Source organism: Robiginitalea sp. SC105 (genome assembly GCF_014243345.1).
Lineage (GTDB): Bacteria > Bacteroidota > Bacteroidia > Flavobacteriales > Flavobacteriaceae > Robiginitalea.
In genome coordinates this window covers 867,031-891,996 of sequence record NZ_JACLZF010000001.1, presented here as the reverse complement: position 1 = coordinate 891,996, position 24,966 = coordinate 867,031, and the positions used below count along the sequence as shown (strand labels likewise).

18 protein-coding genes are annotated in these 24,966 nt (G+C 57.3%); 9 read left to right on the top strand and 9 right to left on the bottom strand.

All coding sequences use genetic code 11. From position 1 onward, the window contains the following. Nucleotides 1–27 precede the first annotated feature (27 nt). A complete protein-coding gene (locus H7F20_RS03920; protein WP_185784816.1) occupies nt 28–1,533 on the top strand; it encodes a serine hydrolase in 1,506 nt (501 codons plus the stop codon). Nucleotides 1,534–1,631: 98 nt separating this feature from the next. Here H7F20_RS03920 and H7F20_RS03915 read toward each other — a convergent pair whose 3' ends face one another. Beyond that, entirely contained in the window at nt 1,632–2,594 is a 963-nt protein-coding gene (locus tag H7F20_RS03915; protein ID WP_185784815.1) for a DUF1080 domain-containing protein, read from the bottom strand. A 101-nt stretch (nt 2,595–2,695) separates the two neighbouring features. Here H7F20_RS03915 and H7F20_RS03910 point away from each other — a divergent pair, with 101 nt between their 5' ends. Then, on the top strand, nt 2,696–3,202 hold the full coding sequence (locus tag H7F20_RS03910) for a GNAT family N-acetyltransferase (protein WP_185784814.1): 507 nt from the start codon (nt 2,696–2,698) through the stop codon (nt 3,200–3,202). Between the two features lie 21 nt (nt 3,203–3,223). Here H7F20_RS03910 and H7F20_RS03905 read toward each other — a convergent pair whose 3' ends face one another. Next, nucleotides 3,224–3,859 carry a hypothetical protein gene (locus tag H7F20_RS03905; protein WP_370588471.1) on the bottom strand — a complete coding sequence of 212 codons (636 nt, stop codon included), beginning with the start codon at nt 3,857–3,859 and terminating at the stop codon, nt 3,224–3,226. 146 nt (nt 3,860–4,005) lie between these two features. Here H7F20_RS03905 and H7F20_RS03900 point away from each other — a divergent pair, with 146 nt between their 5' ends. Beyond that, nucleotides 4,006–5,067, top strand: a complete 1,062-nt coding sequence (locus H7F20_RS03900; protein WP_185784813.1) for a hypothetical protein — start codon at nt 4,006–4,008, stop codon at nt 5,065–5,067. A gap of 14 nt (nt 5,068–5,081) precedes the next feature. Here H7F20_RS03900 and H7F20_RS03895 read toward each other — a convergent pair whose 3' ends face one another. Then, entirely contained in the window at nt 5,082–6,806 is a 1,725-nt protein-coding gene (locus H7F20_RS03895) for an alkaline phosphatase family protein (RefSeq protein WP_185784812.1), read from the bottom strand. A gap of 303 nt (nt 6,807–7,109) precedes the next feature. Here H7F20_RS03895 and H7F20_RS03890 point away from each other — a divergent pair, with 303 nt between their 5' ends. The 3 genes from H7F20_RS03890 to H7F20_RS03880 all read left to right on the top strand — a co-directional run bounded on the left by H7F20_RS03890 (nt 7,110) and on the right by H7F20_RS03880 (nt 13,084). Then, the gene (locus H7F20_RS03890) at nt 7,110–7,508 is read left to right on the top strand and encodes a hypothetical protein (protein WP_185784811.1); all 399 of its coding nucleotides are present in this window, start codon (nt 7,110–7,112) and stop codon (nt 7,506–7,508) included. A 76-nt stretch (nt 7,509–7,584) separates the two neighbouring features. Beyond that, on the top strand, nt 7,585–11,916 hold the full coding sequence (locus tag H7F20_RS03885; protein WP_185784810.1) for a CusA/CzcA family heavy metal efflux RND transporter: 4,332 nt from the start codon (nt 7,585–7,587) through the stop codon (nt 11,914–11,916). A gap of 1 nt (nt 11,917) precedes the next feature. Beyond that, nucleotides 11,918–13,084 (top strand): efflux RND transporter periplasmic adaptor subunit, encoded by a 1,167-nt coding sequence (locus H7F20_RS03880; RefSeq protein ID WP_185784809.1) that lies wholly within the window; start codon nt 11,918–11,920, stop codon nt 13,082–13,084. Between the two features lie 43 nt (nt 13,085–13,127). Here the strand turns inward: H7F20_RS03880 and H7F20_RS03875 are convergent, their stop codons facing one another. Both H7F20_RS03875 and H7F20_RS03870 read right to left on the bottom strand, forming a co-directional pair. Continuing rightward, a complete protein-coding gene (locus H7F20_RS03875; RefSeq protein WP_185784808.1) occupies nt 13,128–15,530 on the bottom strand; it encodes a penicillin acylase family protein in 2,403 nt (800 codons plus the stop codon). Between the two features lie 52 nt (nt 15,531–15,582). After that, nucleotides 15,583–16,101, bottom strand: coding sequence for a PepSY-associated TM helix domain-containing protein (locus tag H7F20_RS03870; protein ID WP_185784807.1), 519 nt, complete (start codon nt 16,099–16,101; stop codon nt 15,583–15,585). A gap of 276 nt (nt 16,102–16,377) precedes the next feature. On the opposite strand from H7F20_RS03870, the gene H7F20_RS03865 reads away from it, so the two are divergent. Further along, entirely contained in the window at nt 16,378–16,734 is a 357-nt protein-coding gene (locus tag H7F20_RS03865) for a hypothetical protein (RefSeq protein ID WP_185784806.1), read from the top strand. 135 nt (nt 16,735–16,869) lie between these two features. Then, a complete protein-coding gene (locus tag H7F20_RS03860; protein WP_185784805.1) occupies nt 16,870–19,314 on the top strand; it encodes a glycoside hydrolase family 3 C-terminal domain-containing protein in 2,445 nt (814 codons plus the stop codon). Between the two features lie 175 nt (nt 19,315–19,489). On the opposite strand, the gene H7F20_RS03855 is transcribed toward H7F20_RS03860, so the two are convergent. The 4 genes from H7F20_RS03855 to H7F20_RS03840 are packed head-to-tail and all read right to left on the bottom strand — an operon-like array spanning nt 19,490 to nt 23,937. Next, nucleotides 19,490–21,886, bottom strand: coding sequence for a DUF2309 domain-containing protein (locus H7F20_RS03855; protein ID WP_255443979.1), 2,397 nt, complete (start codon nt 21,884–21,886; stop codon nt 19,490–19,492). A gap of 20 nt (nt 21,887–21,906) precedes the next feature. After that, the gene (locus tag H7F20_RS03850) at nt 21,907–23,361 is read right to left on the bottom strand and encodes a proton-conducting transporter membrane subunit (protein ID WP_255443978.1); all 1,455 of its coding nucleotides are present in this window, start codon (nt 23,359–23,361) and stop codon (nt 21,907–21,909) included. A 43-nt stretch (nt 23,362–23,404) separates the two neighbouring features. Continuing rightward, nucleotides 23,405–23,587 carry a hypothetical protein gene (locus tag H7F20_RS03845; protein WP_185784804.1) on the bottom strand — a complete coding sequence of 61 codons (183 nt, stop codon included), beginning with the start codon at nt 23,585–23,587 and terminating at the stop codon, nt 23,405–23,407. Between the two features lie 41 nt (nt 23,588–23,628). Continuing rightward, nucleotides 23,629–23,937, bottom strand: coding sequence for a hypothetical protein (locus H7F20_RS03840; protein WP_185784803.1), 309 nt, complete (start codon nt 23,935–23,937; stop codon nt 23,629–23,631). A 106-nt stretch (nt 23,938–24,043) separates the two neighbouring features. Between H7F20_RS03840 and H7F20_RS03835 the strand changes: the two genes are divergently transcribed. After that, a complete protein-coding gene (locus tag H7F20_RS03835) occupies nt 24,044–24,964 on the top strand; it encodes a LysR substrate-binding domain-containing protein (protein ID WP_185784802.1) in 921 nt (306 codons plus the stop codon). The last annotated feature ends 2 nt before the right edge of the window (nt 24,965–24,966 follow it).

Genomic DNA, 24,966 nt, shown 5'->3' with positions numbered 1-24,966 from the left:
CCGCGCAATCACCTGAAAACCAACCCTATGAAAATCAACCGCACCTTCTTGTTTTTACTGGTAGTATCCTGTTTTATCTTCCCGGCCGGGGCCCAGGATGCCCCTGCCGAGCTGGACGCCATGATCCGGGAGGGGATGGCGGACTGGGAAGTGCCGGGCCTGATCACGGCCGTTGTCAAAGACGGGGAGGTACAATTTGCCCAGGCCTACGGGGTGCGGAACCGGGAGTCGGGGGCACCGGTGAACGGACAGACCCTTTTCACCATGGCTTCCACCACAAAAGCCGTCGTATGCATGGGGCTTGGCATCCTCGTGGACCGCGGGCAGCTGGCATGGGACGACCCTGTCAGCAAACACCTGCCGGCCTTTGACCTATCGGATCCGTATATCCGGGGCGAAGCCCGGGTACAGGACCTGCTCACCCACAACCTGGGGATCGCCTCCGCGGACCTCCTCTGGGTGCTCGACAGCGTCTCTGCCGGCAAAACCCTCGAGCGGTTTGCACTGGCCGAGAAGGCCTACCCCATCCGGGGCGGCTTCCAGTATAACAACCTCATGTACGCCGCGGCAGGCGCGGTTATCGAATCCGTTTCGGGAAAACCCTGGACGCAATTTATCGACGAGGAAATCCTGGGGCCCCTGGAAATGACCCGGACCCAGACCCGGTCTGCCAGCCTGCCCGGGGTCGGCAATTTCGTCACCCCCTACGAAAAACTCCCCGGCGGTGACCTGGTAACCGCCCCCTACTGGTTTTCCGACCAGATCGGTTCGGCCGGGATGATGTGGACCTGCCTGGATGATATCCAGAACTATCTGATCATGCTTACCCAGGATGGGGAGTACAAGGGAAAGCGGCTCCTGAGCCCGGAAACCTTTGATTACCTTTTCAAACCCCATGCTTTTGTGACCGAATCCGAATTCTACCCAACCCAGGAATTGACACAACCGCACTGGCGCACCTATGGCCTGGGCTGGTTCCAGCACGACTACGCCGGCGAGAAGCTGGACTTCCACACCGGGAGCCTGCCGGGGCTCTCCGCCATCGCGGGGATCATGCGCGACCGCAAAACGGCCGTATACGTACTGGCCAACCTGGATCATGCGGAACTCCGGCATGCCATCCTGTATAAGGCCATGGACCTCTGGGCGCTGGATGCCGGGGGACGCAACTGGCACGACGAGGTGTTTGCCCTGTACAGCGGGCTTCGGGAAAAGGGAGAAAAAGCGGAAGCGGATCTCGTGGCGGGCCGCATCGCGGGTACCTCGCCCTCCTTGCCCCTGTCCGCCTACGCGGGCACCTACCACCACCCCATGGTGGGGACGGCCCGGGTGCGTGTTTCCGACGGCTCCCTCCTCCTGGAATTCAACGAATTTGCGGAATTCCGTCTGGAACACTGGCACTATGACACCTTTCGATCGGACCTTAAAAACCGGACCCTGACGCGCCTGATGGTACCATTCAAACTGGGCGCGGACGGGAAACCTGAAAGCCTGGAGGCCCTTGGGAATACGTTTAAAAAGTCACCTGAATAGCTTCAGGCTTGGGTTGGGGTCCTCCTCACCCATGGAAGTTGTCCTCCGACCTGGTGCCCTTCTCAGCCCTGGGGCCCTGTTCTGCCCTGCGGCCGTCTTTAGCCCTGGGGTACGGAAATGGTCATATTCCGATAGGATACCGGTCCGTGGTCTCCCTGCAGCATGATGGGGCCGGGCTCTGATTCCGCACTGTCCAGGGCACCCCCGGTGATCCCCGGGATGATTTGCCGGTGGATGATGGTTTTGCCATTGAGCTCCACGGTAACCCTCCGCCCGACCAGGGTGATATCGTATACCTGCCATTCCCCGGCCTTTCTGGCTGCCATTTCATTCGGCGACAGGAAGCCATAGATGCCCCCGAGGTAGATGGACGCAGGTTCTTTCCCGTATCCGTCCTCTACCTGCACCTCATACCGGCCCCGGAGGTAGATCCCCGAATTGGAGCCTTCGGGTATCCGGAATTCCACATGCAGCTTGAAATCCCCGAAAGATTCCACGGTCATGAGGTTGGCCCCGGATACCGCGCTCGAAAGCACCCCGTCGGCTACCTGCCACTGGTTTGTTCCGCTTCCCGGCGTGGTGGTCCAGCCCTCCAGGCCCGAACTGGCAATCAGCGGGCGCGGGCGGGTCCATTTGGCGGGTTCCTCCCGCAGCAGTTCCGGCGCCCGCACCCCGGTAAAAGCATGCGTGGTCCCCGTGTGGAACAACAGGTTCCCGCTGATGCGGTCCCCGTCCACACGGCCCTGGACATGCATATCATGGGTGCCTATCCACTGGGGGGGCAGGCTGAAGGAAAACGTGCTGTCAACGGCATGTACCCTCGAAATGGGCCTGGCGCTACCCGCAAAACTCACGTAATGTCCTACCAGGGTGGAGGTTCCGGAAAGTTTGACTTCCAGCCAGGAGGGTAATTCACGGCCGTCGGCTTCCACGGTAAGGTCCCAGCGGCCGATTATCGGGCTGTCTGCCTGGGGAAACAGGGGGAGGCTGCAGGCAAGCAGCAAACAGAGGGTCAGCAGATAAAAGCGGTTCGGTTTCGGTAGCAGGGCATGTGGTTTCATCGAAAAGGTGGTTTTGGTACGTCCCGTAAATGTAGCCAATAATTCATATTCGCACCACCGGAAGGAAATGTAACCCATCCCGTATATTTGGTGCTCGGGACATGGATTTCGTTATGATACGCATTCAGGAAGCTACCTCAGTGAAAGATTTTGCCACCATCGCAGGCCTGGCCGATACCATCTGGCGGGAGCACTACATCCCCATCATCGGCAAGCCCCAGGTGGATTATATGCTCGAAAAGTTCCAGTCAGCCGCTGCTATCGGGGCGCAGTCCCACTCCGGGTCCCTGTATTTCCTGCTACTGGAGGACGGGGAAGCAGCCGGGTATTTCGCCGTGGAAAACCAGGGGGAAAACCTGTTCCTCAGCAAGATCTATGTCCTTAAATCGCATCGGGGGCGGGGCCTGGCCAGGGCTGCCATGGACCGGATCCGCCAACTGGCCCGGCAGTGGGGTTGCCAGCGGATTGCCCTGACGGTGAACAAGGACAACACGGCGAGCATCGCTGCTTACCAGCGCATGGGCTTCATCAAAGGAGAGGGTACCATTAAGGATATCGGGGACGGCTTTATCATGGACGACTACCGGATGACCCTTGATATACAGTAGCCCGACAGGCCCTCCCGCCTGCTAGCGGTCGAATTTAAAATTCTGGAGCTTGATATCATCCAGGCCATCGTCATCAAAAGGATACTCCAGCTGGTCCTGAATGTTATAGAGCGTGATCAGGATGAACTGGGTCAGCAATACGATAAAGAATATCACGATATCCGGGTGTGTGGCGCCAATGTTCATCAGGATGTTCGGGGCATAAATGAGCGGGAAGGCATAGATGAAAATCAGGCAGTAGGCCTTGAGCGAAACCGGGGTCCGGTGCGTATTTATCGCGTGCAGGTTTTCAAACCCCTCGTGGAGGCGGTTGAGAAACTTAAAGACCCGGTCCTTGAGTTTGGTCGGCGCTTCGCCCCCGAGTTCCTGCAGGTATTCGTGCAGGCCGTTGATTGCGGAATCCACGACCTGCGTACATTCCTCGTTGGAGGCGAGGTGTTTCATGGTCTCGTCACTGATGTTCTGCAGCAGGACAAACATGTGGTCCTTCTGTTCCTGCTGCAACCCGCTTGTGCTACTTATATAATAGGATAAGGTCTTCAGTGCGCTACGGAACCGGCTGAAATGTTGCAGGGCCTTTTCCCTTCTCCGAAAGGAACCCCTGATGGAAAAAACCAGCGGGAAAACGATGGCAATACTCAGGAGCGTCAAGTCCACATTATAAGCCAGGTTAAAATGCAGCGAAATATAGGTGGTTAGCGCTGAGGCAAGTAGTACTTGAAAAGTTCTCCAGTTGATTATGGTCAGATATGCTTTAATAGCTATATTTTTATTATCTTAAGACAATGTTAAATACTAAGATAGTGAAAATTAAAATCAAGCCACTGCTCCTTCTGTCGTTTTTATTATTGCTGCACCCGATTGCCGCACAGGAATCGACCGCCACGACAGAACAAACAACCACGCCGCTTTTCAGCAGCGACGAAACACTTGCCGTCCGACTGACCTATTCCAACCGGGATTTGCTCAGGGAAACCAATGACAGTACCTATCTTGAGGCCATGCTGGCATACAAGGACGGCGACAAACCCTGGGATTCCGTGGAGGTGAGGTTACAGGCACGCGGTAACTGGCGGAAAAAAAACTGCTTCCTGGCCCCGGTCAAGGTCCGCATCAAGAAAAAAGATGCCAAAGGGACCCTGTTCGAGGGGAACAAGGAGCTCAAGTTCGTTTTGCCCTGCAACAACAACGATGACGGGGCGGATTATGTACTAAGGGAATACATCGCCTACAAGCTCTATGAACTGGTCACCCCATATCATTTCAAGACCCGCCGGATGCGTATCGACTACACGGACGAAAAGAAGAACAAAGGGAAGGAATACGCGCTGGAAGCCTTCATGATTGAGGATATCAAAACCGTTGCAGACCGGAACAACGCCAAGCAACTCAAGCGCAAGGTACATCCGCTGCAGCAGGACCATGGCGTCTCCGTACAGAACGACTTTTTCCAGTTCATGATTGCCAATACGGATTATTCCTCAGCCTACCAGCACAATGAAAAACTGCTTTTTGTGGAAGGCCGCCAGGCGATCCCCGTCCCATACGATTTTGACATGAGTGGCTTCGTAAATGCCAATTACGCGGTCGTTTCTCAGGTGCAGGGGGAGGTTCTGGACATCAACAGCGTCACTGATCGCCTGTTCAGGGGGTTCAAGCGTGACAATGGGGTCTACGACCTGGTCCGGAAGCAATACCTGGACTTGAAGCCCCAGTTCATGGCCATTGTGGAAGGCAAGAAATCGGAATTCCTCAAAGAAAGGTCGTACGACGAGACGCATGATTTTATAGAGGAATTCTTCCGAATCCTGGCCAACGACGGGCAGTACCGATCCCAGATCCTGGCGGTTGCCCGGACTGAATAACAACGGGTAACCTCTTACTCCTGCGGGATGGCCGGGGCTGCTTCAAATAGCTCGCCCAGTACATCCCCGGTAGCCTTATCCGGTGCCTTCAGGTTCAGCAGGCGCGCCAGGGTGGGGGCGATATCTGTGGGATGCACCATCCGGGGTGAAGCCCCGGAGGGGATGCCGGCTCCGAACCAAACCAGGGGCACGTGGGTGTCCGGTTCATACCCCAACCCGTGGCTGGCACCGCGGACCGCCGTAATGGGGGTCCTGAAATCGTAAGTGGGGGTTACCCCCGGTTGATAGATCAACATGACGTCCCCGGACCTGTCGGCATAAAACCCGTTCTGCATCATTTCCTGAAGGCCCGAATCATACTTGTTCTCCTCCAGATCGGAGGCAGTCAGCGCGTAGCGTACCTCCCGTTGTTTTTCCATAAACTCCGCCACCGCCTGTTGCATTTCCCGAAGCGAAACCCCTTGTTCCTTTATTAGTTTATGGTTCAGGTAAACCTGATCCACCCCAAAGGATTCAATCCACTGAAAAGCCCCGAATTTCAACCCCAGGGCAAAATTCAGGTCCTGTTGGTATTTAGGGATTACGGCAAGGCCCGCAGGCAGGCCATTTTTAACCGCGTAAGAGACCACCGGGTGGACCCCGTGGTCTGAAGTCAGGAAAAGTAAATAATTATCGGCTCCCACCTCCTTGTCGAGGGTGTTGAGCAATTCGGCTATATCCCGGTCGAGGCGCAGGTACATGTCCTGCACCTCCACGGACTGCGGACCGAAGGTATGCCCGGCCACATCCGGGGAGGAAAAACTGATGCAAAGCATGTCCGTGGTTTCGTCCTGGCCCAGTTGTTCTTCCCGAAGCGCGCGAATGGCAAAATCCTTTAAAAGCGTATTGCCAAAAGGAGTGGCCCACAATACATTGAGATAGGGCTCTCCCCGCCTGTACTGGTCCCGGATGGCAGCGAGGTCATAGGGGAAGACAGGGGCATCCTTTCCTTTCATGATGGATTCGTGCGGATTGTCGTCCGGGGCGCTTTCGTCGTATTCTTTTAACGGCAGTAGCGTATTCCAGGTTTGCCCCATATATTTCTCGGACCGGCCTTCCTCGTTGAAGGAAACCACCCAATCGGGCAGTGAGTCCCGGTAAAAGGAGCTGGTGACAAAATACCCCGGGCTGGATGAATAGTCATGCCAGTAGGCGGCGTTCGCTTTACGCCCCCCTGGAAGGATAGCCCCCCGGTCCTTCAGGGAGACACTGATGACTTTTGCCTCCTCCCCCATTTCGGTTCGCAGCTCGTCCGTTATGGTAGGCGCCAGCAAACGGACAGGCGACTTGCCGTAAGGGTTGGGCACTACTGACCCGGTGATCCGTACGTTGTCATCCCCTACGTTGCTCACTTCGGCCCCCATTTGCCGGTCATACCAGCTATTCCCGACAATTCCGTGTTTTGAGGGGGTGGTGCCGGTGTAGATGGAGGAATGCCCTGCAGCAGTCACTGTGGGAATGTAGTTGTAGTTGGTGCTGTCGTAGGAGAACCCCTCCCGGAGCAACCTTTTGAAACCGTCCTCCGAATAGTGGTCCTGGTATTTATAAAGGTAATCGTACCGCATCTGGTCAATGACGATGCCGACCACCAGTTTGGGTGCGGGCTCCTGTGCAGTTTGCCCTATTGCGGTGAAAAGGGCATGGAAAAACAAAAGGCAGAACAGATTTGTTCTTATGGACTGGGGCAGATTTATTTTCATTGACGCTGTTTTTAATTATTGTTTCCCAAGTGGGCCGCAGGGCATCCCGGGAAGCATCCTAAAATACGAATTCTGATCTTTGTCGCGAAAGATACCCTGCAAATTATGGGCCAACCTCCCCGAAAGCCAGGTTGTCAACCCGGTTTCACTTCTCCCGCTTCCAGAATGCTGGGCCGCATACCTCTTCGGAACGGGTCCTCAGGGGGCCACCAGTATATTATTATGGGAAAAACCGGTTGGGTTTCCTTTTCCCAAAAAAAATCAACAAAGCTTAAAAAGAGGAATTCGTATATTGCATAAGCAATGATGCGCCCTACCTCCATACTGCTCGGTAGCCTGATGCTGCTGCAAAGTTTCCATATGTCGGTTTCCGACCTGGTCAGGCTCGACGAATTACTGGAACACGCCAGCTACCACCAGCAGGAATTCGGCGATAATTTCATGGCTTTCCTGTCCAAACACTACGGGGATGAAAAAGAGCAGCACAACCGGGAGCACCAGGAGGAGCAGCCACAACACGAGCAATTGCCCTTCCAGCAACTGGCCCACCTGAGCGGGGCCCATACCTTTATCCTCAAAAAACCAGGCTTCGAGATTATCGGAATCCCCGAATCCCCGGTGAAGAAGCACCATTTCCATTACCTGTCTTCCCTCTCCTCCCCCTATCAGTCCGGGGTATTCCAGCCGCCCAGACGGGCTTAGCACCACATAGGAGTATTTAGGGCCGGGCATCCACTGCGATGCACCCGGCAATCTGTATCGTTATTATACCTGTGATATGCTGCGCCTTCTCATCGAATTCAGCTTAAGAAATAAATTCCTCATCCTGTTGTTCACCGGAGCCCTGGTGGCCCTGGGGTTGTTTTCCCTGACCCACCTCTCCATCGGAGCCGTCCCGGACGTAACCAACAACCAGGTACAGGTAATTACCACTTCCCGGAATTTGTCCACCCAGGAAATGGAACGCTTCATCACCTACCCCGTGGAACTGGAGATGGCCAACCTGCCGGGGGTGGAAGAGATCCGGTCGGTTTCCAAGTTCGGCATTTCCGTGGTTACCATTGTTTTTGACGACGACCTGGGGACCTACCTGCCCAGGCAGCTGATCGCAGAGAAACTCGTTGCAGCCGCCGACCGCATCCCCCAGGGTTTCGGCACCCCGCAGATGGGTCCGATCAGCACCGGCCTGGGCGAAATCTACCAGTACATCCTGGACGTGGAGCCCGAATATAGGGACCGGTATACAGCGACGGAGCTGCGGACCATACAGGATTGGATCGTCAAACGGCAGCTGTCCGGGATTCCCGGGGTGGTAGAGGTCAATACCTGGGGAGGTAACCTGAAACAATATGAAATTGCCGTCAATACGGACCGGCTGATGGCACTTGACGTCACCGTGGCCGATCTGGTGGAGGCCCTGGAAAAGAACAACGGGATAGCCGGGGGCAGTTATATCGAAAAAGACGGCCGCGCTTATTTTATACGCGGGGAAGGCCTTATCGGTAGTCTGGAGGACATCCGCAATACAGTGGTCCGGACCACTGACGGCATACCGCTCTACGTGCGGGACGTGGCCCGGGTGGATTTCGGGCGGGCACCCCGATTTGGCGCAATCACCGGGAACGGGGAGGGCGAAAAAGTCCTTGGCCAGGTGATGATGCTCAAAGGGGCCAATTCCAAGGAGGTGATCGAGGCGGTCAAGGAGCGGGTGGCCTCAATATCCGAATCCCTGCCGGAGGGGGTCTATATCAATGCCTTCCTGGACCGGAGCGAACTGATTTCCCGAACCACGGCCACGGTGGAGGAGAACCTGATCCTGGGGTGCCTGATCGTCATCTTTGTCGTGGTCCTGTTGCTCGGGAATATCCGGTCGGGCCTGGTGGTGGCTTCGGTCATCCCCTTATCCCTGTTGTTCGGGATCAACCTGATGTATGTCTTTGGCGTGGATGCCAACCTGATGAGCCTCGGGGCCATTGACTTCGGGATCATCATCGACGGGGCCGTGATCATCGTGGAGTACATCGCCTACCGACTGTCCAGGGAGATGGACGTGAAAGCCGAAACAGACCCGGCGCATTTCCGCCGGGAACGCGACAACATCACCCGCAAAGGGGCTACGCGGATGATGAATTCCGCAGTATTCGGGCAACTGATCATCCTGATTGTCTTCATCCCCATCCTGGCACTGAGTGGGGTCGAAGGGAAGATGTTCCGGCCCATGGCACTGGCCTTTGGATTTACCCTCCTGGGCGCCATGGTCCTTTGCTTTACCTATCTACCGGTAATGGCCTCCCTGGTCCTGAAGCCGGTGGACCTGGAGCGCAGGAACATCTCCAACCGCCTGGTAAACGCCCTGAAAAAGCAGTATAGCCGGAGCATCGCCGTGGCTTTCCGGATGAAGCGATGGGTGCTTGCCGCTGCCGGGGCCTGCCTGCTGGTGGCCGTTGGGCTGTTTGCATCCATGGGAGCTGAATTTGTCCCTACCCTGGACGAAGGGGATTTTGTAATCCAGCCGATTTTGAAAACCGGGACGAGCCTGGGGGAGACCATCGAAACCACCACGCAGATCGAAAAGATCCTCATGGAACAGTTCCCGGAGGTGGACCAGGTGGTGACCCGTATCGGGGCAGCCGAAGTCCCCACGGACCCGATGAGCATGGAGGAGAGCGATGTGATCATCACCCTGAAGCCAAGGGATGAGTGGGTATCGGCTACCGATAAGGATGAACTGGCCATGCAGTTCAAAGAAGCCCTGGCGGTGATTCCCGGGATGGAAGTGGAGTTTACCCAGCCTATCGAAATGCGCTTCAATGAGCTGATCACCGGGGTGCGTGCCGATATCGCCATCAAGGTTTTCGGGGAGGACCTGGGCCAGCTTGCCCGGCTGGGTGACCGGATCAAATCCCTGGCAGAAGGGGTACCGGGGGCAGCCGATATCACCGTCGAGAAAATCGAGGGGCTGCCCCAACTCAACGTCTCCTACAACCGCTCGCGGATTGCCCGGTACGGGTTAAACATCCACGACATCAACCAGATGCTTTCCCTGGCCTATGCCGGACGCCAGGTGGGTCAGGTTTACGAGGGGGAGCGGCGGTTCGACCTGGTCATCCGCCTGGAGGCGGGCCAGCGCGAACAGCTCGATAACCTCAGCCAGCTGTACATCGACCTCCCGGAGGGCGGGAAAGTGCCCCTCTCCGAGATCGCCGAGGTCAGCCTGCAGGAAGGGGCCGCCAAGATTTCCCGGGACAACACCCGCCGGCGTCTGGTAGTCGGGGTCAATGTCCGCGAACGGGACCTGCAATCCGTAGTGGACGACATCCGGTCCCTGATCGACGCGCAGATTGACCTCCCGCCGGGTTACAGCATCACCTACGGCGGGCAGTTCGAAAACCTGCAGAGTGCCAAATCCCGACTGAAAATTGCCGTACCCATCGCACTCATACTCATTTTTATCATGTTGTATTTCGCTTTCGGTTCCTTCAGGGATGCCCTGATGATTTTTTCGGCCATCCCCCTGGCGGCGGTGGGCGGGGTATTCCTGCTATGGCTCCGGGACATGCCCTTCAGCATCTCGGCAGGGGTGGGCTTTATTGCGCTTTTCGGAATCGCTGTACTAAACGGTATTGTCATGATTGAACATTTCAAGGATTTGCAAAAGAAAGGATACGACAACCTGGAAGCATTGATCCGCCAGGGGGCCCTGGACCGTCTCAGGCCTGTCTTGCTGACTGCATCGGCTGCGGCACTGGGATTCCTCCCAATGGCCATTTCCACCAATGCGGGGGCCGAGGTACAAAGGCCGCTGGCTACCGTCGTTATCGGGGGGTTGATCAGTGCCACCCTGCTCACCCTGATTGTCCTCCCCATCCTGTACAGCCTGTTTTCGCGCAAAAGCTATCGCCCGAAATTCCTCCGCAAGGGGGGGAAAGCACTCCCGGTTGCCTTGTTGCTTCTCGCGGGATCCGCTTCCCTCCACGGACAGGATGCGGGCCTGCCTCTGGACAGCCTGCTCAGCCGGGCCGAAGCGCACAATGCCGGGCTCCGGGCGGCGGCCCTGCGATGGGAAACCGCGGAAGCTTTCAGGGGGACAGCCTACGATATGGACAAGACCGAGCTGTTTTTCAGCCGGGACCAGAATAACCTGGCAGGCGGGGTACCCCTGGATGTGATCGGGCTGCGACAACGCTTTGAATTCCCAACCGTGTATGCCGCGCGTCGCAGGACGCTTAACTTCCAGGCGGCTGCCAGCCGGAATGCCTATGAGGCGGCCAGAAGGGAACTCTTCCGTGAGATCAGCGGACTGTACAACAGCTACCTGGTCGCCCGGGAGAAATTGCGTATCTACGGGCAGCTCGACACCCTGTACTCCCGTTTTGCCAATGCTTCCGACCGCCGTTTCGAACTCGGGGCCACCAATTACCTCGAGAAGGTGACCGCCCGTGCCAAACAGCAGCAGATCCGGCTGGACCTGCAATCGGCCGGCACCCTGGCCCGGAAACTCGAATCGGATATCCGGTTCCGTGTGCAGGACGACAGCCTCCCCCTGCTTGCTGCCCCGCCGCCGTCCCCCCTGGTGCCCCGTCCTCCCAACCTGGAAGAAATCCCGGAAGTGCAACTTCTGGAGAACCAGGTTGCTGCGCGGACCGCTGCCCGCAGGCTGGAGGCGAACCGGTTGTTGCCCGACCTCAGCGCCGAGTATTTCCGGGGTAGCAACGACGTGACCGACGGCCCGTTCGAAGGGTATAGCCTCGGGGTGAGCATCCCCCTGTTTTTCGGGGGCCAGGCTTCTAGGATCCGTTCGGCAAGGCTGGCAGAATCGGCTTTGATGCAGGAACAACAGGAATATGCCCTGGGCCTGGACACCCGGCTCTCGCAATTGCAGGAACAACTGCAACAGCAACAGGAAGCCCTGTCCTACTACCAGGAGGAGGGCAACGACCTGGCGGCGGCCATCATGAAGGCTGCCGAGTCCGGGTTTCGCAACGGCGAGATCGATTTTTTCCGCTATATCGAAAGCCTCGAGAACAGTTATGAAATCCGCCTGGCGTATCTGGACCAGCTGGAATCATACAACCAAAGTGTACTGAACATTAACTATATCAATTACTGAAATGAGGATCACCCAACATCTATATCTGCCCGGGCACCTGTTACTGCTTGCCCTGCTCATGGCCTGTAATTCAAAGGAGGGAAGCCCAAATGCCACGGCCGAAACGCAGGCCGGTCCGGATGAAATACGCATCAGTTCGGACCAGTTCAAAGAAGGGGACATGCTGCTGGGCAACCCTTCGGAACGCGCCTTCGGCGAAACCCTGGAAGTCAGCGGGGTCCTGGATGTACCCCCGGAAAACCGGGTGGTCATCAGCGCCGTACAGGGTGGCTTCGTCAAGTCCATAACCCTGCTGGTAGGCGATGAAGTAAGGAAGGGGCAGCAGGTCGTATCCCTCGAAAACCCCGAGTTCCTCCGGTTGCAGCAGCAGTATCTCGAAACACGGGAACAAATTCCCTACAAGGAAGCCGAATACCGCCGGCAAAAAACCCTGTTCGAAGAGCATATCAGTTCGGAAAAACTGTTTCTACAGGCGGAAGGCGATTACCGGAGCAGCCTGGCCCGGTTAAACGGCCTGGGGAGCCAACTGGAACTCCTGAACTTCTCCCTGGAAGCCGTGGAATCCGGCAACCTCAGCGCCGTAAGCCCCGTGTTTTCGCCAATTTCGGGGTCGGTGACCCGGGTGAACGTCCGGAAGGGCGCCTTCGTATCCCCCGCCTCTGAAATCATGGAAATCGTGGACAGGGACCACCTCCACCTGGAACTGACCGTCTACGAAAAAGATGTCACCAGACTGCACAAGGGGCAGCGGATCCGCTTTGGGCTTCCGGAACTCTCGGAACAACAATACGATGCCCGGGTCTACCTGATCGGAACGTCCATAGACGAAAACCGGACGGTCAAGGTACATGCCCACCTCGAAGGGGATTCCAAACCGGATTTCCTGGTCGGGATGTTTGTCCGCGCCAGCATCGAACTGGGGGATGCCCCGGGTGGAAGTGGACAAAATCAATGGCTGTCCCTGCCCGAATCGGCCGTTGTGACCAAGGCGGGGCAATCCTGGATCCTCATCCTGGAGGAAAAACAGGAAAGCGGCTACCTCCTGCGCCAAATGCCGGTGGTAACTGGCCTGTCTGCAGAAGGCTTTATCGCCGTGGAAGGGGAAGGCCTCGGCCCCCAATCCAAAGTGCTTATCCAGGGGGCGTTCAACCTGGTGGAGGCGCCCTGATCCGGGGATCCCTGCCCTGCTGCCCGCCCCAGCCCCTGTCGGCCTACCTGGGGACCAGGGTCATCCGGGTATCGGCGTGCCGCAGGATGGAGTCTTTTGAGTAAAGAAGCGGGAAATACTGGTCCCTGGCCCAGGGCTCGAACAGATTGCCGTAGTAAGGGCTTTGCGGGTTTCCAGACTGCCCCGGGCTGTTCATGCCGGTGGCCCGGTCCCAGTCGCCCACGGGGATGACTACCCGGAAGGTAGCCCCGCTGCTTTGGTTCAGGTTGTTCCCGGTGGACCCCGGCGTATACCCGTTCCCGCCCCGGGGCAACGGACCGAGATCCAGGGCGCCCTCCTGTTCCGGCAGGATGCGGCTCAGCGGGTGTTCCATATAGACGTGTTTCAGGTCGGGTTGTCCGTACTGCCAGTTCCCCATATCCGGGCCCAATCGCCGGGTGAGTTCCTCCACAGCAGCCCCAAAGGCCGTTTCCAGAAAGGCGTCCCGTTCCTGAGGGGAACCAAAACGGGTTTCCGGGTGGCGGATCCACTGCAGGATGCGTTCCAGTTGCAGCCAGCCGATAAAGGGTTTGGCCGCCTCCGGCACAAAGCGGTCGCTGGCGGTTTCCCGGATCGCCGTTTCCCAGGCCACGTAAATAGCCGCCGCCACGGATCCCGGATCGAGACGGTAGTCCCACCCTTCCAGCAATTGCCGGGCTTCCGCGGGCCTGCCTGAAAGTTCGATTTGGCGGAGGTAAGGCGTCAGTTCCCGGGCGGGCAGGGAAAGGTAATCGGTCTGAAGGGACTGCATGGCTTCCAGGCTCAGGGGTTCCCCCCGTTCCAGCACCTCTTCGATCCGGTCCCCGCGGAACGGATCTGCCCAGGAATACCCGATGGCATCCCACCGCGTATAGTCCGGGGGGGTTACATTTTGGTTGGCAGTGGCGATATATTGCTTCTCCGGGTTCAGGGCATGGGGTTTGTCGATGATCGGCAGGTATCCCCCCCACTCGTGGCTGCCATCCCCCGGAACCGGCACGAGCCCCGAAAAGTTAGGACGGATGGGGGCAATGCCCACCGCCTGCCAACCGATGTTCCCTGCCGTGTCCGCCCAAACCATGTTTTCCCCGGGGATGTTGCTGTAATTGCAGGCATCCCGGAATTCTTCCCAGGTACGGGCCTGGTCCATCCGCAAGGATGCCAGGTACGGGGCGCTCCCGGGCTCCAGCCAGGCACAGCGCATGGCATACGCCTTATTGCGGAGGGTGTCCTGGAAAAGCACCGGCCCGTGCCGGCTGTATTTAAGGGAAACCTCCACGGCCTCCTCCCCTTTGACCGGTATCTGTTCCCGGATGATTTCCATTTCCTCCCAACTACCAGCATACCGGTAGCGGTCCGGGTTTTCAGGATCCGTGTCGTATACATAGATGTCTTCCCCGTCCGTCTCGAAAACCGTCAGCCCCCAGGCGCCGTGCCGGTTGTGGCCAATGGAGACGCCGGGGATTTCCGGCTCCCCCCCTCCGATGACATCCCACCCGGGGGCCACCAGGTGCACCATGTACCGGAGGGAGGGCACGCTGATGCTTCGGTGCGGGTCATTGGCCATGACCGGATGCCCGTCCGTGGTCAACGTCCCCGTAACCACCCAATTGTTGCTACCGATGGAGCGCTTGTCCTCGGGGGTTTTTGGTTCCGGTTCGGGAAGGGCGGCCACCCCGGAACTGCGGAACCGTGGATCGAGGTCCTCCGGTTCGAACCGGACAGGCTTGCGGTAGGCATTGTAGAGTTCCAGGATGTCTTCGCCCAGGGACTCGGAATCGATGCCCGGGGCAAGGGACAGGTCGGGTTCTTTAGGGTGGAACCAGAGCAGGGATTTTACGGCCTCTTCGCCTATGGCTGCCACAGCCCGGCCAATATCCAGTTCCTCATTACTGTTGCCAAGCAACCCCTGGTGGCGGGATATAACCACCTCGGGGGTCCATTTCTCCGGCAGGATGCCCAGTGCGCGGAATTCAAGCGGCAGGGAATCCGGGTTGGCCCGGGCCTCTTCGATATAGGCGTTCACCCCCCGGGTGTAGGCCCGGATGATTTGGGACCCCCGGGGATGGTACCGGCCGAATTCCTCCTCCAGGTCGCCCCGGAAGGCAAACAGGCGGGTACCGATATCCCGTTTGAGTTCGCGTTCCCCCAGGATTTCTGACACGGTGCCGGTAGCCTGACGCCGCCAGATTTCGAATTGGAACAACCGGTCCCTCGCGGCCAGATACCCCTGGGCGAAGAACAGGTCCTCTTCGTTTTCCGCATAGATATGGTTGATGCCATACGGGTCCCGGACGACTTCGACGGTTTCCACAATCCCGGGAACCTGTACTTCCGCAGTGGGCTGTTGTTTGCAGGAGAACAGGAAAGGGAAACCGAGCAGCAAACAAAAAGCTGCTGTTTTCAGGCGGGAAAAATTTTGGCGCATACAGGTTGGTTTTCCCTAAAGATAGGAAAAACCGCCAGGGCCGTCATGCCGCTCAGACAAACAACAGGATAACCGTCAGCAGGAAGCCTGCCCCGGCAAAATAGAGCCCCTTTTTGAATATGGGGGCTCCGGGCATAAACATCCAGAAAGCGGAAATGGAGAAAAACAAAAGGGCAACCCCGAAAAAGATTCCCAGCCAGAAGAGGGGGTTACCGGAATGCATCTTATGGAGGTTGTTCATTTTTTCAAGGACTACAGGTAACCGCTTTTCCGTATATTCGGCCTCGCCCGTGGCCTTGTTGTAGGTCCCCCCTTCGAAAAAGAGGAGGTCCCCCTCGGTACGCTGGACCTCAAAGCCGCGCCGCCTCAGTTCAGCCCCCAGTTCCTCCGCTTCCAGCCCGGTGGGCAGGGTACGGCTCACGGCGACCTCACTTTTCATATAGTCCGTATTGCGGAAGGTCAGGACGATGCCGCTAATCGCGTAAACGGCCATGATCCCGGCCAGGAAAAAGCCGAGGTACCTGTGGAAGACCCTGAATTGATTACTGATTTGTCGGTTGTTGAATTTCATGCTGAATGCGTGTTGAGGATTTCAGGCCAGGCCCGGTATTAATTGAAAGTTCCTTTGACTCCGGCGGGAAAAATAGGTTTAACAGCGCCCGGCAAAAATAATGCGCTTTCCAGCGTACAGGGGCAGCAACAGGCCTGATTTTTGTCAGGGCCCGGGGCCACCCTATGGCCCTCCGGGGCTTCAGGCCCCTGCTGCGCACAATAAAATTCACTGCTCGTCATCCATATGAAAATTATTCTTTAACTTATTGCCCTAATCAACATAAACGTTTAGACGATGAAATACATTGACAGCGAAATAGATCAGTATTGGATTCACTTTCAGGCCGGCCATGCGGAAAGTAAGAAGGTATATCCCGAAGCCCTGATTAAATGCTACAACGGGGACGACTATCTGGTTCAGCTAACCTTTTACCCCAACGGGAAAAAACTCCCAGAAAATCATTACGATAAAAGGAATAAATTGGTCTACCTGCGCTACCCCATGTCTATGTATGCCAATATCCTGGACATTCTCAGAAACGAAAAACCCATCTTCTTCCGATACAACGCGGAAATCAAGCTCGGCTTTATCCGGACCGGAAAAGAGCCTGTGGGCGAAGGGGAATACGATGCCGATTTCCAGAGTGCCTGAGACTTACGATACACAGATTCACGAAAAGGATTGTCCTCAGGGCAATCCTTTTTTATTGATCCGGGTGGCTCCCATGCCGTATACACTTACTGAATAAAATCCTGGAGGATCCAACCATACCCCCAGTATCCAACCATGAAAAAAGGGCTGAAAACAACCTTGAAGATTATCGGTGGCCTTATCCTGCTGCTCCTGCTGGCGGGAGTGGGTGGCTGGTGGTACCTCGAATCGCGGTTTCTCGATTTTGAAGGCGATTTTGAAGAAAGGACCGAATTCCCTGAAATTACAGCAGGCGGATATACCTTCCCGGATCGAAACGGCAACGGACGGCTGGACGTCTATGAGGATGGGAGGCGCCCCATAAAGGAACGCGCGGATAACCTGCTGTCACTCATGTCCGTTGAGGAAAAAATCCACCTGCTGAAGGGCTCCGGGCTGGGTTCGGCCATGGGACGTACCGAACCGGGCAGGGGAATCCCCGGTGCCGTGGGGACCATCGTCCCCACCCCCCGCCTGGGCATCCCCGCGGTTTATTTGTCGGACGGGCCGGCCGGCCTCCGTTTACAGCCCGAACGTGAAAACGAAACACGCACCTATTACTGTACGGCTTTCCCCATAGGAACGCTGCTGGCCTCCACCTGGAATACGGACCTGGTCGCACAGGTCGGGGCCGCAATGGGGAACGAGGCCCGGGAATATGGGGTTGACGTCATCCTCGGCCCCGGCGCAAACATCCACCGCCACCCGTTCTGCGGCCGGAATTTTGAATACTATTCAGAAGATCCTGTCCTCACCGGTTATATCGGCGCATCCATGGTAAACGGGATAGAATCCCAGGGGGTGGGGAGTTCGGTCAAGCACTTTGTCGCCAACAACCAGGAAACCAACCGGAACCAGAACGACGTGATCGTGTCCGAGCGCGCCCTGCGGGAAATTTACCTGAAGGGATTCGAACTCATCGTCAGGAATTCCCAGCCCTGGACCATCATGTCCTCCTACAACAAGGTCAACGGGACCTACGTGGCCGAAAGCCCGGAGCTGCTGACCAATATCCTGCGGGGCGAATGGGGGTTTGAGGGGTTGGTGATGTCGGACTGGTTCGGGGGGAATGATGCGGCGGCCATGGTCCGGGCCGGGAACGACCTGTTGGAACCCGGCACCAAAAAACAATGGGATGCCCTGGCGGCAGCTGCCGAATCCGGGGAGCTCCCGCCGGGAGCAATCGATACGGCCGCGGGCCGGATCCTCCGGCTCATCCTGCAATCCGGGAAGCTGGACCAGGAATCCCATGGGGACAACCCGGACCTGGAAGCTCACGCGGCGATTACGCGCCAATCCGCCTCCGAGGGAATGGTCCTGCTCAAGAACGAGGGCGTATTGCCTCTGGAAACTTCGGCGAACCTCGCCTTGCTCGGGGTGACATCCTACGATTTTTTTACCGGGGGGACCGGGTCAGGGGATGTGAACGAAGCCTATACCGTTTCGCTCCAGGAGGGCTTGCGGTCCACAGGCCTGCAACGGGAGGATGGTATGGGCGGTACGAGTTTTACGGTAAACGCCACGGCCAGCAGCCTGTACAAAACCCATCGGGATGCCCATGCGGAGGACTTCGTCAAGCCGGAAGGCATCTATGCCATGTTTACCCCTTATACCCCCCCTGAAATCCAGTACAGCCGGGAACAGCTTTTGGAAATCGCATCCGGGAGCGATGCCGCGGTGATTACCCTGGGCCGCAACAGCGGGGAAGGCGGGGACCGCGTGGAGGAAGGGGATTTTCTGCTGACCCGGACGGAACGCGGGATGATTGACCTGGCCTGTGAAGTCTTCCACGGGGAGGGCAAGCCCGTGATTGTGGTCCTGAACGTGGGAGGCGTTATTGAAACCGCTTCATGGAAAGGACAGCCGGACGCCATCCTGCTTGCCTGGCAGGGCGGGCAGGAAGGCGGGAACTCCGTAGCCGACATCCTCAGCGGCAAGGTAAACCCCAGCGGCAAACTCCCAATGACCTTCCCCGTCCGGGTGCAGGACCATGCCTCCCACGCCAATTTCCCCCTGGACGGCAGGCCCATGGGCCTGTTCGACCTGATTTCGGGCGATTCCCGGAAACCCGTGGCGGAACGGGAACCCAACGTGGATTTTACGCGCTACGAGGAAGGCATCTATGTGGGCTACCGGCATTTCGACAAAAGGGGCCTGGAAGTTTCCTATCCGTTCGGCTTTGGATTGTCCTACACCGAATTTTCCTTCGGGGACCTGGAGGTAACCGTCGAAAACGACAGCATCCGCATGGGGTTATCCGTGACCAATACAGGCCGGTACGCCGGGAAGGAGGTCGTGCAAATCTATGTTTCCAAGCCTGACACGGCTGTTGACCGTCCCCTTCAGGAACTTAAAGCTTTCGGGAAGACCCGGATGCTCGCCCCCGGGGAGACCGCCATAATGGATTTCATGATCCCTGTAAGGGAACTCCGCTACTGGGACGAAAATACGGCTGCCTGGGAACTGGAGGGGGGCGTGTATACCTTCAGGGCCGGGACCTCCTCCCGGGACATCCGGGCAACCGCAGAAGCCGGGCTTTAGTTAGAAATCCCGGGGGTTCAGCGTTTGAAAACAAAATTCGGAGGCCCCTTTGAAAAATGCGGAATCCTGCAGGTGGGCCCTCTTGCCCGGCCTGCAGGAATCCCGCTTCATAAAACAGCTTGCTTAATGAATAACCCGGAAAGGGCTGCGGATATTGTGCAGTAACCTGCTATATTCAGGCCATTTCGGTTTCCGCAAAAACCGCCTCCCGGAATTTCGGTTTTTTGGAGGGTTTGGATGCCGCATCGAACCGGTCCCACTTGAGGTTCTGGCTGTACTTCCAGGTATCCCCGTCCCTCGGGTCCAGGACGATCAGGTAGATCCACTGGTTGTCCAGCAGGGTCTGCAGGCTGGGGTTTTTCGAGAGGATCTCCCCCACCCGCTTTTTGGGTGCCTGTATGCACACCGACAGCCTGAGTGGCTGGTGGTAGGCCTCAGTGTCGCTCTGGTAGAGCGACTGGAGCGGCAGGCCGGATTTCAGGTCCCCGCCATTGCCCCGCAGGACACCGAACTGGCCGGTAATGTTGTGGGTGATCTTATCCCCTCCCCCGAAGCGCTCCGGGTCCACAGTCGCGAAAAAGTAGTGGTTGTTGATCCACTGGGTGACCACCATGGGCCCCTGCATGATCCCTTCCAGGGCTTTCCCCTCGGGGTCCAGTTCCCATTGGTAGGAGTGGAGGAAGCAGCGCCCGCCTAGGTTGTGCGTTTTGGTCAGGCTGCGCGGGCCGATCACAAACCCTGCATTCCCCGCCAACCCCCATTCGGGCCGGGTCTCGGACCAGTCTCCCGCCCTGCGAAGGGCTGCGGAAACATCTGGCTTCTCAAGTTGCAGCCGCTCCTGAACTGCGCTTTCCCGGGCCCGGTCCAGGTCCCGTTTGACCTTATCCAGGAGTCCCTTGTGGGTCCCGGGCACCTCCGTATCAAAGAGGAGGATTTCATCCGTGGTCGTATTGTGTTCGGCCCCGATAAAAACGGTAGCCTCCGGGATGATCAGGCCGTGTTCCTGAATGAGCACCCTGCGGACCTCCCGCTGGTTGGCCAGCCTGGCCAGCATCCGGGCGTTGTGCCTTCCCGGGCTTGCCGCGCAGGCGCCGCAATCCAGGCTGGAGGCGAACGGGTTGTTGGTACTGTGGCTGCCGTGTCCGGCGAAGACCACCAGGGGGGCAAATTCCCGCCACCCCATCAGGTCAAAGGCCGATTTTACGATGGCCACTTTTTCTGCCAGCGGGATGTCGGTGGTATCCGCATGCACATGCCCCTGGACCCTTTGGGTTATTTGCGGCTCGCAGATGGCTTCGTGGGCTGGTTGGTTCCGCCTGATCAGGCGGTCCAGGGACCCGGGCAGCCAGGTCCTGGCCAGGATCAGCCCCCCATAGAAAACTCCCGCGCCTTCCACATATCCGAAGGCTGAGGGCAGCATGTTTTTCATCCGCCGTAAAAAGTAATGGATGAAACCGCTCGTTTGCCGTTTTTTGAGGTAAGCCTCGAATGAGTCATCCCGGTCTGCGGCCGGTACTTCCCGGACCTTGTAGGCAGATCCGAGGATTGGAGGGCAGGATTTCCGCAGCAGCCCGTCCTTTGGGTGTTCATAGTCCATGGCGATCCCGAAGAACCCGGCGTAGCCATGGGTTTCGTAGTTGCCTTGTTGCTCGATATGCCGGCGTATGGGTTCCGACCGGGTATCGATGCAGAATACCAGCTGCGCATCCGCAAGAGTATCGCCAACCCTTTCGGCATCCACGCTGGAAACCCCTTCCGCCAACGACCGGACCAGTTGCTGTTGCCAGCTGCGCTCCCAGGCGGTCAGCCAGAGGTAGGGCAGGATCTCCCCGGCTTCGTCGGCCCGCCTGTCCGTTTTCGGGGGGAGGATTGGCGCCTCCAGGCTTTTGGCGATCAGCAGCCGGACGGCGAGGTAGTCTTCCAGGCTGATCGGGTATTTCTCCTGCCAGGCAGTCCGTGCCTCTTCCCGAAACTTGATGTAACCGGTCCAGCCGGGGAGTGCGGCCAGGTGGCAGGTCAGTATTTCCATCCAGGCATCCTCCGGGTAGTCCGAGAGGATCTCCCCGAGGGCTCCCTCAGCAGTTTCGGGCATATCCCGCTTGCGGAGCCCGGCCAGGTCCTGGTCGTATCCCGCGAGGCGGCGCCACGCCTTGTAGAACCCATGCTTTTTACCGGGCATGGCCCATTCGGCCAGGCCTTCGTCCAGGAAGGCCATCACCCATTTGGCGGTAATCCGGTCAAGTTCCTGGCTGCCGGTCTCCGGGGACTGCCCGGGATCGGCCACGAGTTGTTTCAGGTAGTGCTCAGGGGTGTCCTTCATCCCGTGCTCCCTCAGGATGGGCAGGAGGATGTCCGGGTGTATTTCCCCGTTTTCCCATGCTTTGCGGAAGAGCTCCGGCTCGGGATAAACCCGGGCCCCGAATATACCGGCTGCTTTTGACAGCGCCTCCTTAAAGGGGGATTTCTCGTATCCCGTCAGGGGGTTGGAGGTAACAAAGGCATAGAGGGGCCATGTTTTCCCGACAACTTCGGAGGCTTCCAGGATGCGCTGCGATAAGGACATTGTACTCATGCTTTTTGGGCTTTGACGATTCAAACGGTTTGTTTTATGGGTTGGGTCAGGTTCATCAGTTTGACATAGAACCAGGGGTGTTTCAGGTACAGGCCGAGTTTCATCACGAAGAAACCTGCCAGGAAAACCAGGCCGAAGCCGATTTCCGTCGCCGTCAGCGGCATGGACTCGGTCACGAGCGGCATGTCCGACATGAATGCGGCCACCCCGTTAAAGACCAGGGCATAGAGGCCGATGCCGGCGACATACAGCAGGGGGGGTACCAGCAGGCGCTGTACGGCCGTAAAGCCCTCGTGCTTCACGATGTTGTAGGTAGCCTGCCCGACGGTTATGGCGACAATCAGGGTCAGGAAACTACCGCTGCCCAGGCCGCCGCCTTTCCCGGTGAGCTGCATAAACAGCAGCGCGCCCAGGAATCCGTGGATCAGTACGGCCACAGCCTGCAGGGGTTTGATCCGGATCCTGGGGGGTGCCTGAGGTTCGGATTGGGCGATCCCTTCCCCGGCAGAGAGGAAGAGGTAGGCCTTATAGAAGCCGTGCAGGATCAGGTGTGCCACCGCCGCGCTGAAAAAGCCCAGGCCGCACTGCATGATCATGAACCCCATCTGGGCAATGGTCGAGCAGGCCAGTCGCTGCTTCACGTTCACCTGCAGCAACTTGGCGAACTGGGCCAGGATGGCCGTCAGCCCCCCGATGATGAAGAGGAGCGTCAGGGTGTCTGAGGCGAAAAGGAAGGGCGAAAATAAGGCGAGTAAAATACCCGCCCCGTTTACAAACCCCGCATGCATCAAAGCCGATGCCGGGGTAGGTGCCGTCATGCTCGAGAGGAGCCAGCGGTGGAAGGGGTACATGGCGGATTGGATGATGGCCGCCAGGATCAGGCAGGCTGCCGTAACCGAAATGAGGATTGCCGGCAGGGCAGGTATGGCCCCCAGGAGCCCGCTCAGGGTAAAGTTTCCCGTCCAGAAAGCGGGCAGGAACATCCCGATGCCCAGGAAAGCGGACCCCGCCAGGAAATACCTGCGGCTGTATCTGGCAGCCGCACGGGCCTCCCTCCATTCGGTGCGGATGCCTATAAGCCCGGACATGACCATACCCATCCCCAGCCAACTCAGGAGCAGCAGTAACAAGTGCTCGGAGATGAGCAGGGTCATGACAGTGAGGGTGAAGCACAGGGTCAGGGCCATGAACCGGCTGCGGTGCCGGAACCCGGTAAGGTATTTCCGGCTGTAGCTGGCCACGATGGCGCTGAACAGGGTAACGGTCCCCCAAAGGAGGATGGTAAACCCGTTTATCCTGAGGATCCCCTCCCATTTCCAATCCGGCAGTTCCCCGAAGCTCCAGAGGCCATAGGCCGCTATTGCTGAAAAGGCTGTCCATAACAGGACAGGTGCCCAGTCCGAAATGGATAGGCCCGCCCGTTGCCGGGTATTCCCCAATGTTTCCATTTGAATTTCTCCAGTCTGATGATCCATCGATCTGTCTTTGGTTTTTGATTGCATTCCGCTGTTTCCCATTTCAAAAAACAGTTCCCCTGATCCGGCAGGCCAAAATCACCAGCAGGATAAAACTGCAGACCAGCAGCTGGTCGAGCAGGAAGTGGTCCATACTGATTGCCAGTCCCAGGAAAAACAGCAGGATGGCTATCCCGGCTCCGGTAAGGAGTGCCTGTTTGGGAAGAGCGCCTTGTTTCTTATTCATCGGTTCTATTGAGTTTTCCATGATTGTGACTGTTTCCGGGGTTATTCGGTTACCTTGATTTCGAGCGTGCCGGAAATGGACACCTTTTTCCCCTGCTTGCGCACCTGGGCGATGAATTCCTTTGCCTCGGCCTCGGCCTGCTGCAGTTCTTCGATCCGGCTGTTGAGGTCCCCCGTATCGCATTTGTGGTACCCCTCCCACCGCTGCAGCCGCTGCAGTTTGTGAAAATTGATCTTTACATCGACCAGCGACCCGATAATGTCCCAGGCCTCCGAGGGGGTGAAATCCCCTTTTACCAGTTGGACCTTTTGTTTGGTTTTTGGAGCTTTCTTCACTTCCGTTGCTTGCATTTTTTTTGATTTTGATGATTAATTCCAGTTAAAAACGGTGCAAAGATTCGCATTTAATGAGATATAATTTTATTTATATTTACTATGCGAAACATTAATATTTTTTATGAACTACACGTTGCACCAGCTGCAGATATTCCTGAAAATATCTGAATTACAAAGCATTACAAAGGCTTCGGAGGCCCTGTTTCTGACACAACCGGCTGTCTCGATCCAGCTAAAAAATTTCCAGGAGCAATTCCCCATCCCCCTTACGGAGGTGGTGGGGCGCAAGCTGTTTATCACGGATTTCGGCCGGGAAATTGCCCAGGCAGCCCAGAAAATCCTGGACGAGGTCCATGCGATCAACTACAAGACCCTGGCCTACCAGGGCGAGCTTTCCGGCATGCTGAAAATCTCCGTGGTATCCACGGGTAAATATGTCATGCCTTATTTCCTGTCGGATTTCATGCGGGAGCACCCCGGGGTGGAACTGAATATCGACGTGACAAACAAGGCCCAGGTGGTGGAAAGCCTGGAAGCCAATAAGGTGGACTTTGCCCTGGTGTCCGTACTTCCCAACCTCCGCATCGACCGGGTGGAACTCATGCAGAACCGGTTGTTCTATGTGGCGGCCAGGGACCTGCAACTGCCCGACCCCCGTTCGCCCAAGAGGTTGTTCGAATCGGTCCCCCTGATCTACCGGGAACCGGGGTCCGCTACGCGGAACGCCATGGAAAGTTTTATTTCAAAAAGGAACTATACGGTGCGGAATAAAATCGAGCTCACATCCAACGAAGCGGTCAAACAGGCCGTAGTGGCCGGGCTCGGGTGTTCGGTCATGCCGGTGATCGGGATCAAGAACGAATTGAAAAACGGGGACCTGCAGATTGTCCCGGTACGGGGCCTGCCCATTATTACCAACTGGAACCTCATCTGGCTGCAATCCAAAAGGCATTCCCCGGCAGCCAGTGCCTTTTTGGAATATGTCCGGGAAAACAAGGAAGCAATCATCCAGAAGAAGTTCGACTGGATCAAGGCGTATTGAGG

Coding starts and splice junctions, on each gene's coding strand:
- H7F20_RS03920 (WP_185784816.1), top strand. CDS start 28: ATGAAAATCAACCGCACCTTCTTGTTTTTACTGGTAGTATCCTGTTTT.
- H7F20_RS03915 (WP_185784815.1), bottom strand. CDS start 2,594: ATGAAACCACATGCCCTGCTACCGAAACCGAACCGCTTTTATCTGCTG.
- H7F20_RS03910 (WP_185784814.1), top strand. CDS start 2,696: ATGGATTTCGTTATGATACGCATTCAGGAAGCTACCTCAGTGAAAGAT.
- H7F20_RS03895 (WP_185784812.1), bottom strand. CDS start 6,806: ATGAAAATAAATCTGCCCCAGTCCATAAGAACAAATCTGTTCTGCCTT.
- H7F20_RS03890 (WP_185784811.1), top strand. CDS start 7,110: ATGATGCGCCCTACCTCCATACTGCTCGGTAGCCTGATGCTGCTGCAA.
- H7F20_RS03885 (WP_185784810.1), top strand. CDS start 7,585: ATGCTGCGCCTTCTCATCGAATTCAGCTTAAGAAATAAATTCCTCATC.
- H7F20_RS03880 (WP_185784809.1), top strand. CDS start 11,918: ATGAGGATCACCCAACATCTATATCTGCCCGGGCACCTGTTACTGCTT.
- H7F20_RS03875 (WP_185784808.1), bottom strand. CDS start 15,530: ATGCGCCAAAATTTTTCCCGCCTGAAAACAGCAGCTTTTTGTTTGCTG.
- H7F20_RS03870 (WP_185784807.1), bottom strand. CDS start 16,101: ATGAAATTCAACAACCGACAAATCAGTAATCAATTCAGGGTCTTCCAC.
- H7F20_RS03865 (WP_185784806.1), top strand. CDS start 16,378: ATGAAATACATTGACAGCGAAATAGATCAGTATTGGATTCACTTTCAG.
- H7F20_RS03860 (WP_185784805.1), top strand. CDS start 16,870: ATGAAAAAAGGGCTGAAAACAACCTTGAAGATTATCGGTGGCCTTATC.
- H7F20_RS03855 (WP_255443979.1), bottom strand. CDS start 21,886: ATGAGTACAATGTCCTTATCGCAGCGCATCCTGGAAGCCTCCGAAGTT.
- H7F20_RS03850 (WP_255443978.1), bottom strand. CDS start 23,361: ATGGATCATCAGACTGGAGAAATTCAAATGGAAACATTGGGGAATACC.
- H7F20_RS03845 (WP_185784804.1), bottom strand. CDS start 23,587: ATGAATAAGAAACAAGGCGCTCTTCCCAAACAGGCACTCCTTACCGGA.
- H7F20_RS03840 (WP_185784803.1), bottom strand. CDS start 23,937: ATGCAAGCAACGGAAGTGAAGAAAGCTCCAAAAACCAAACAAAAGGTC.
- H7F20_RS03835 (WP_185784802.1), top strand. CDS start 24,044: ATGAACTACACGTTGCACCAGCTGCAGATATTCCTGAAAATATCTGAA.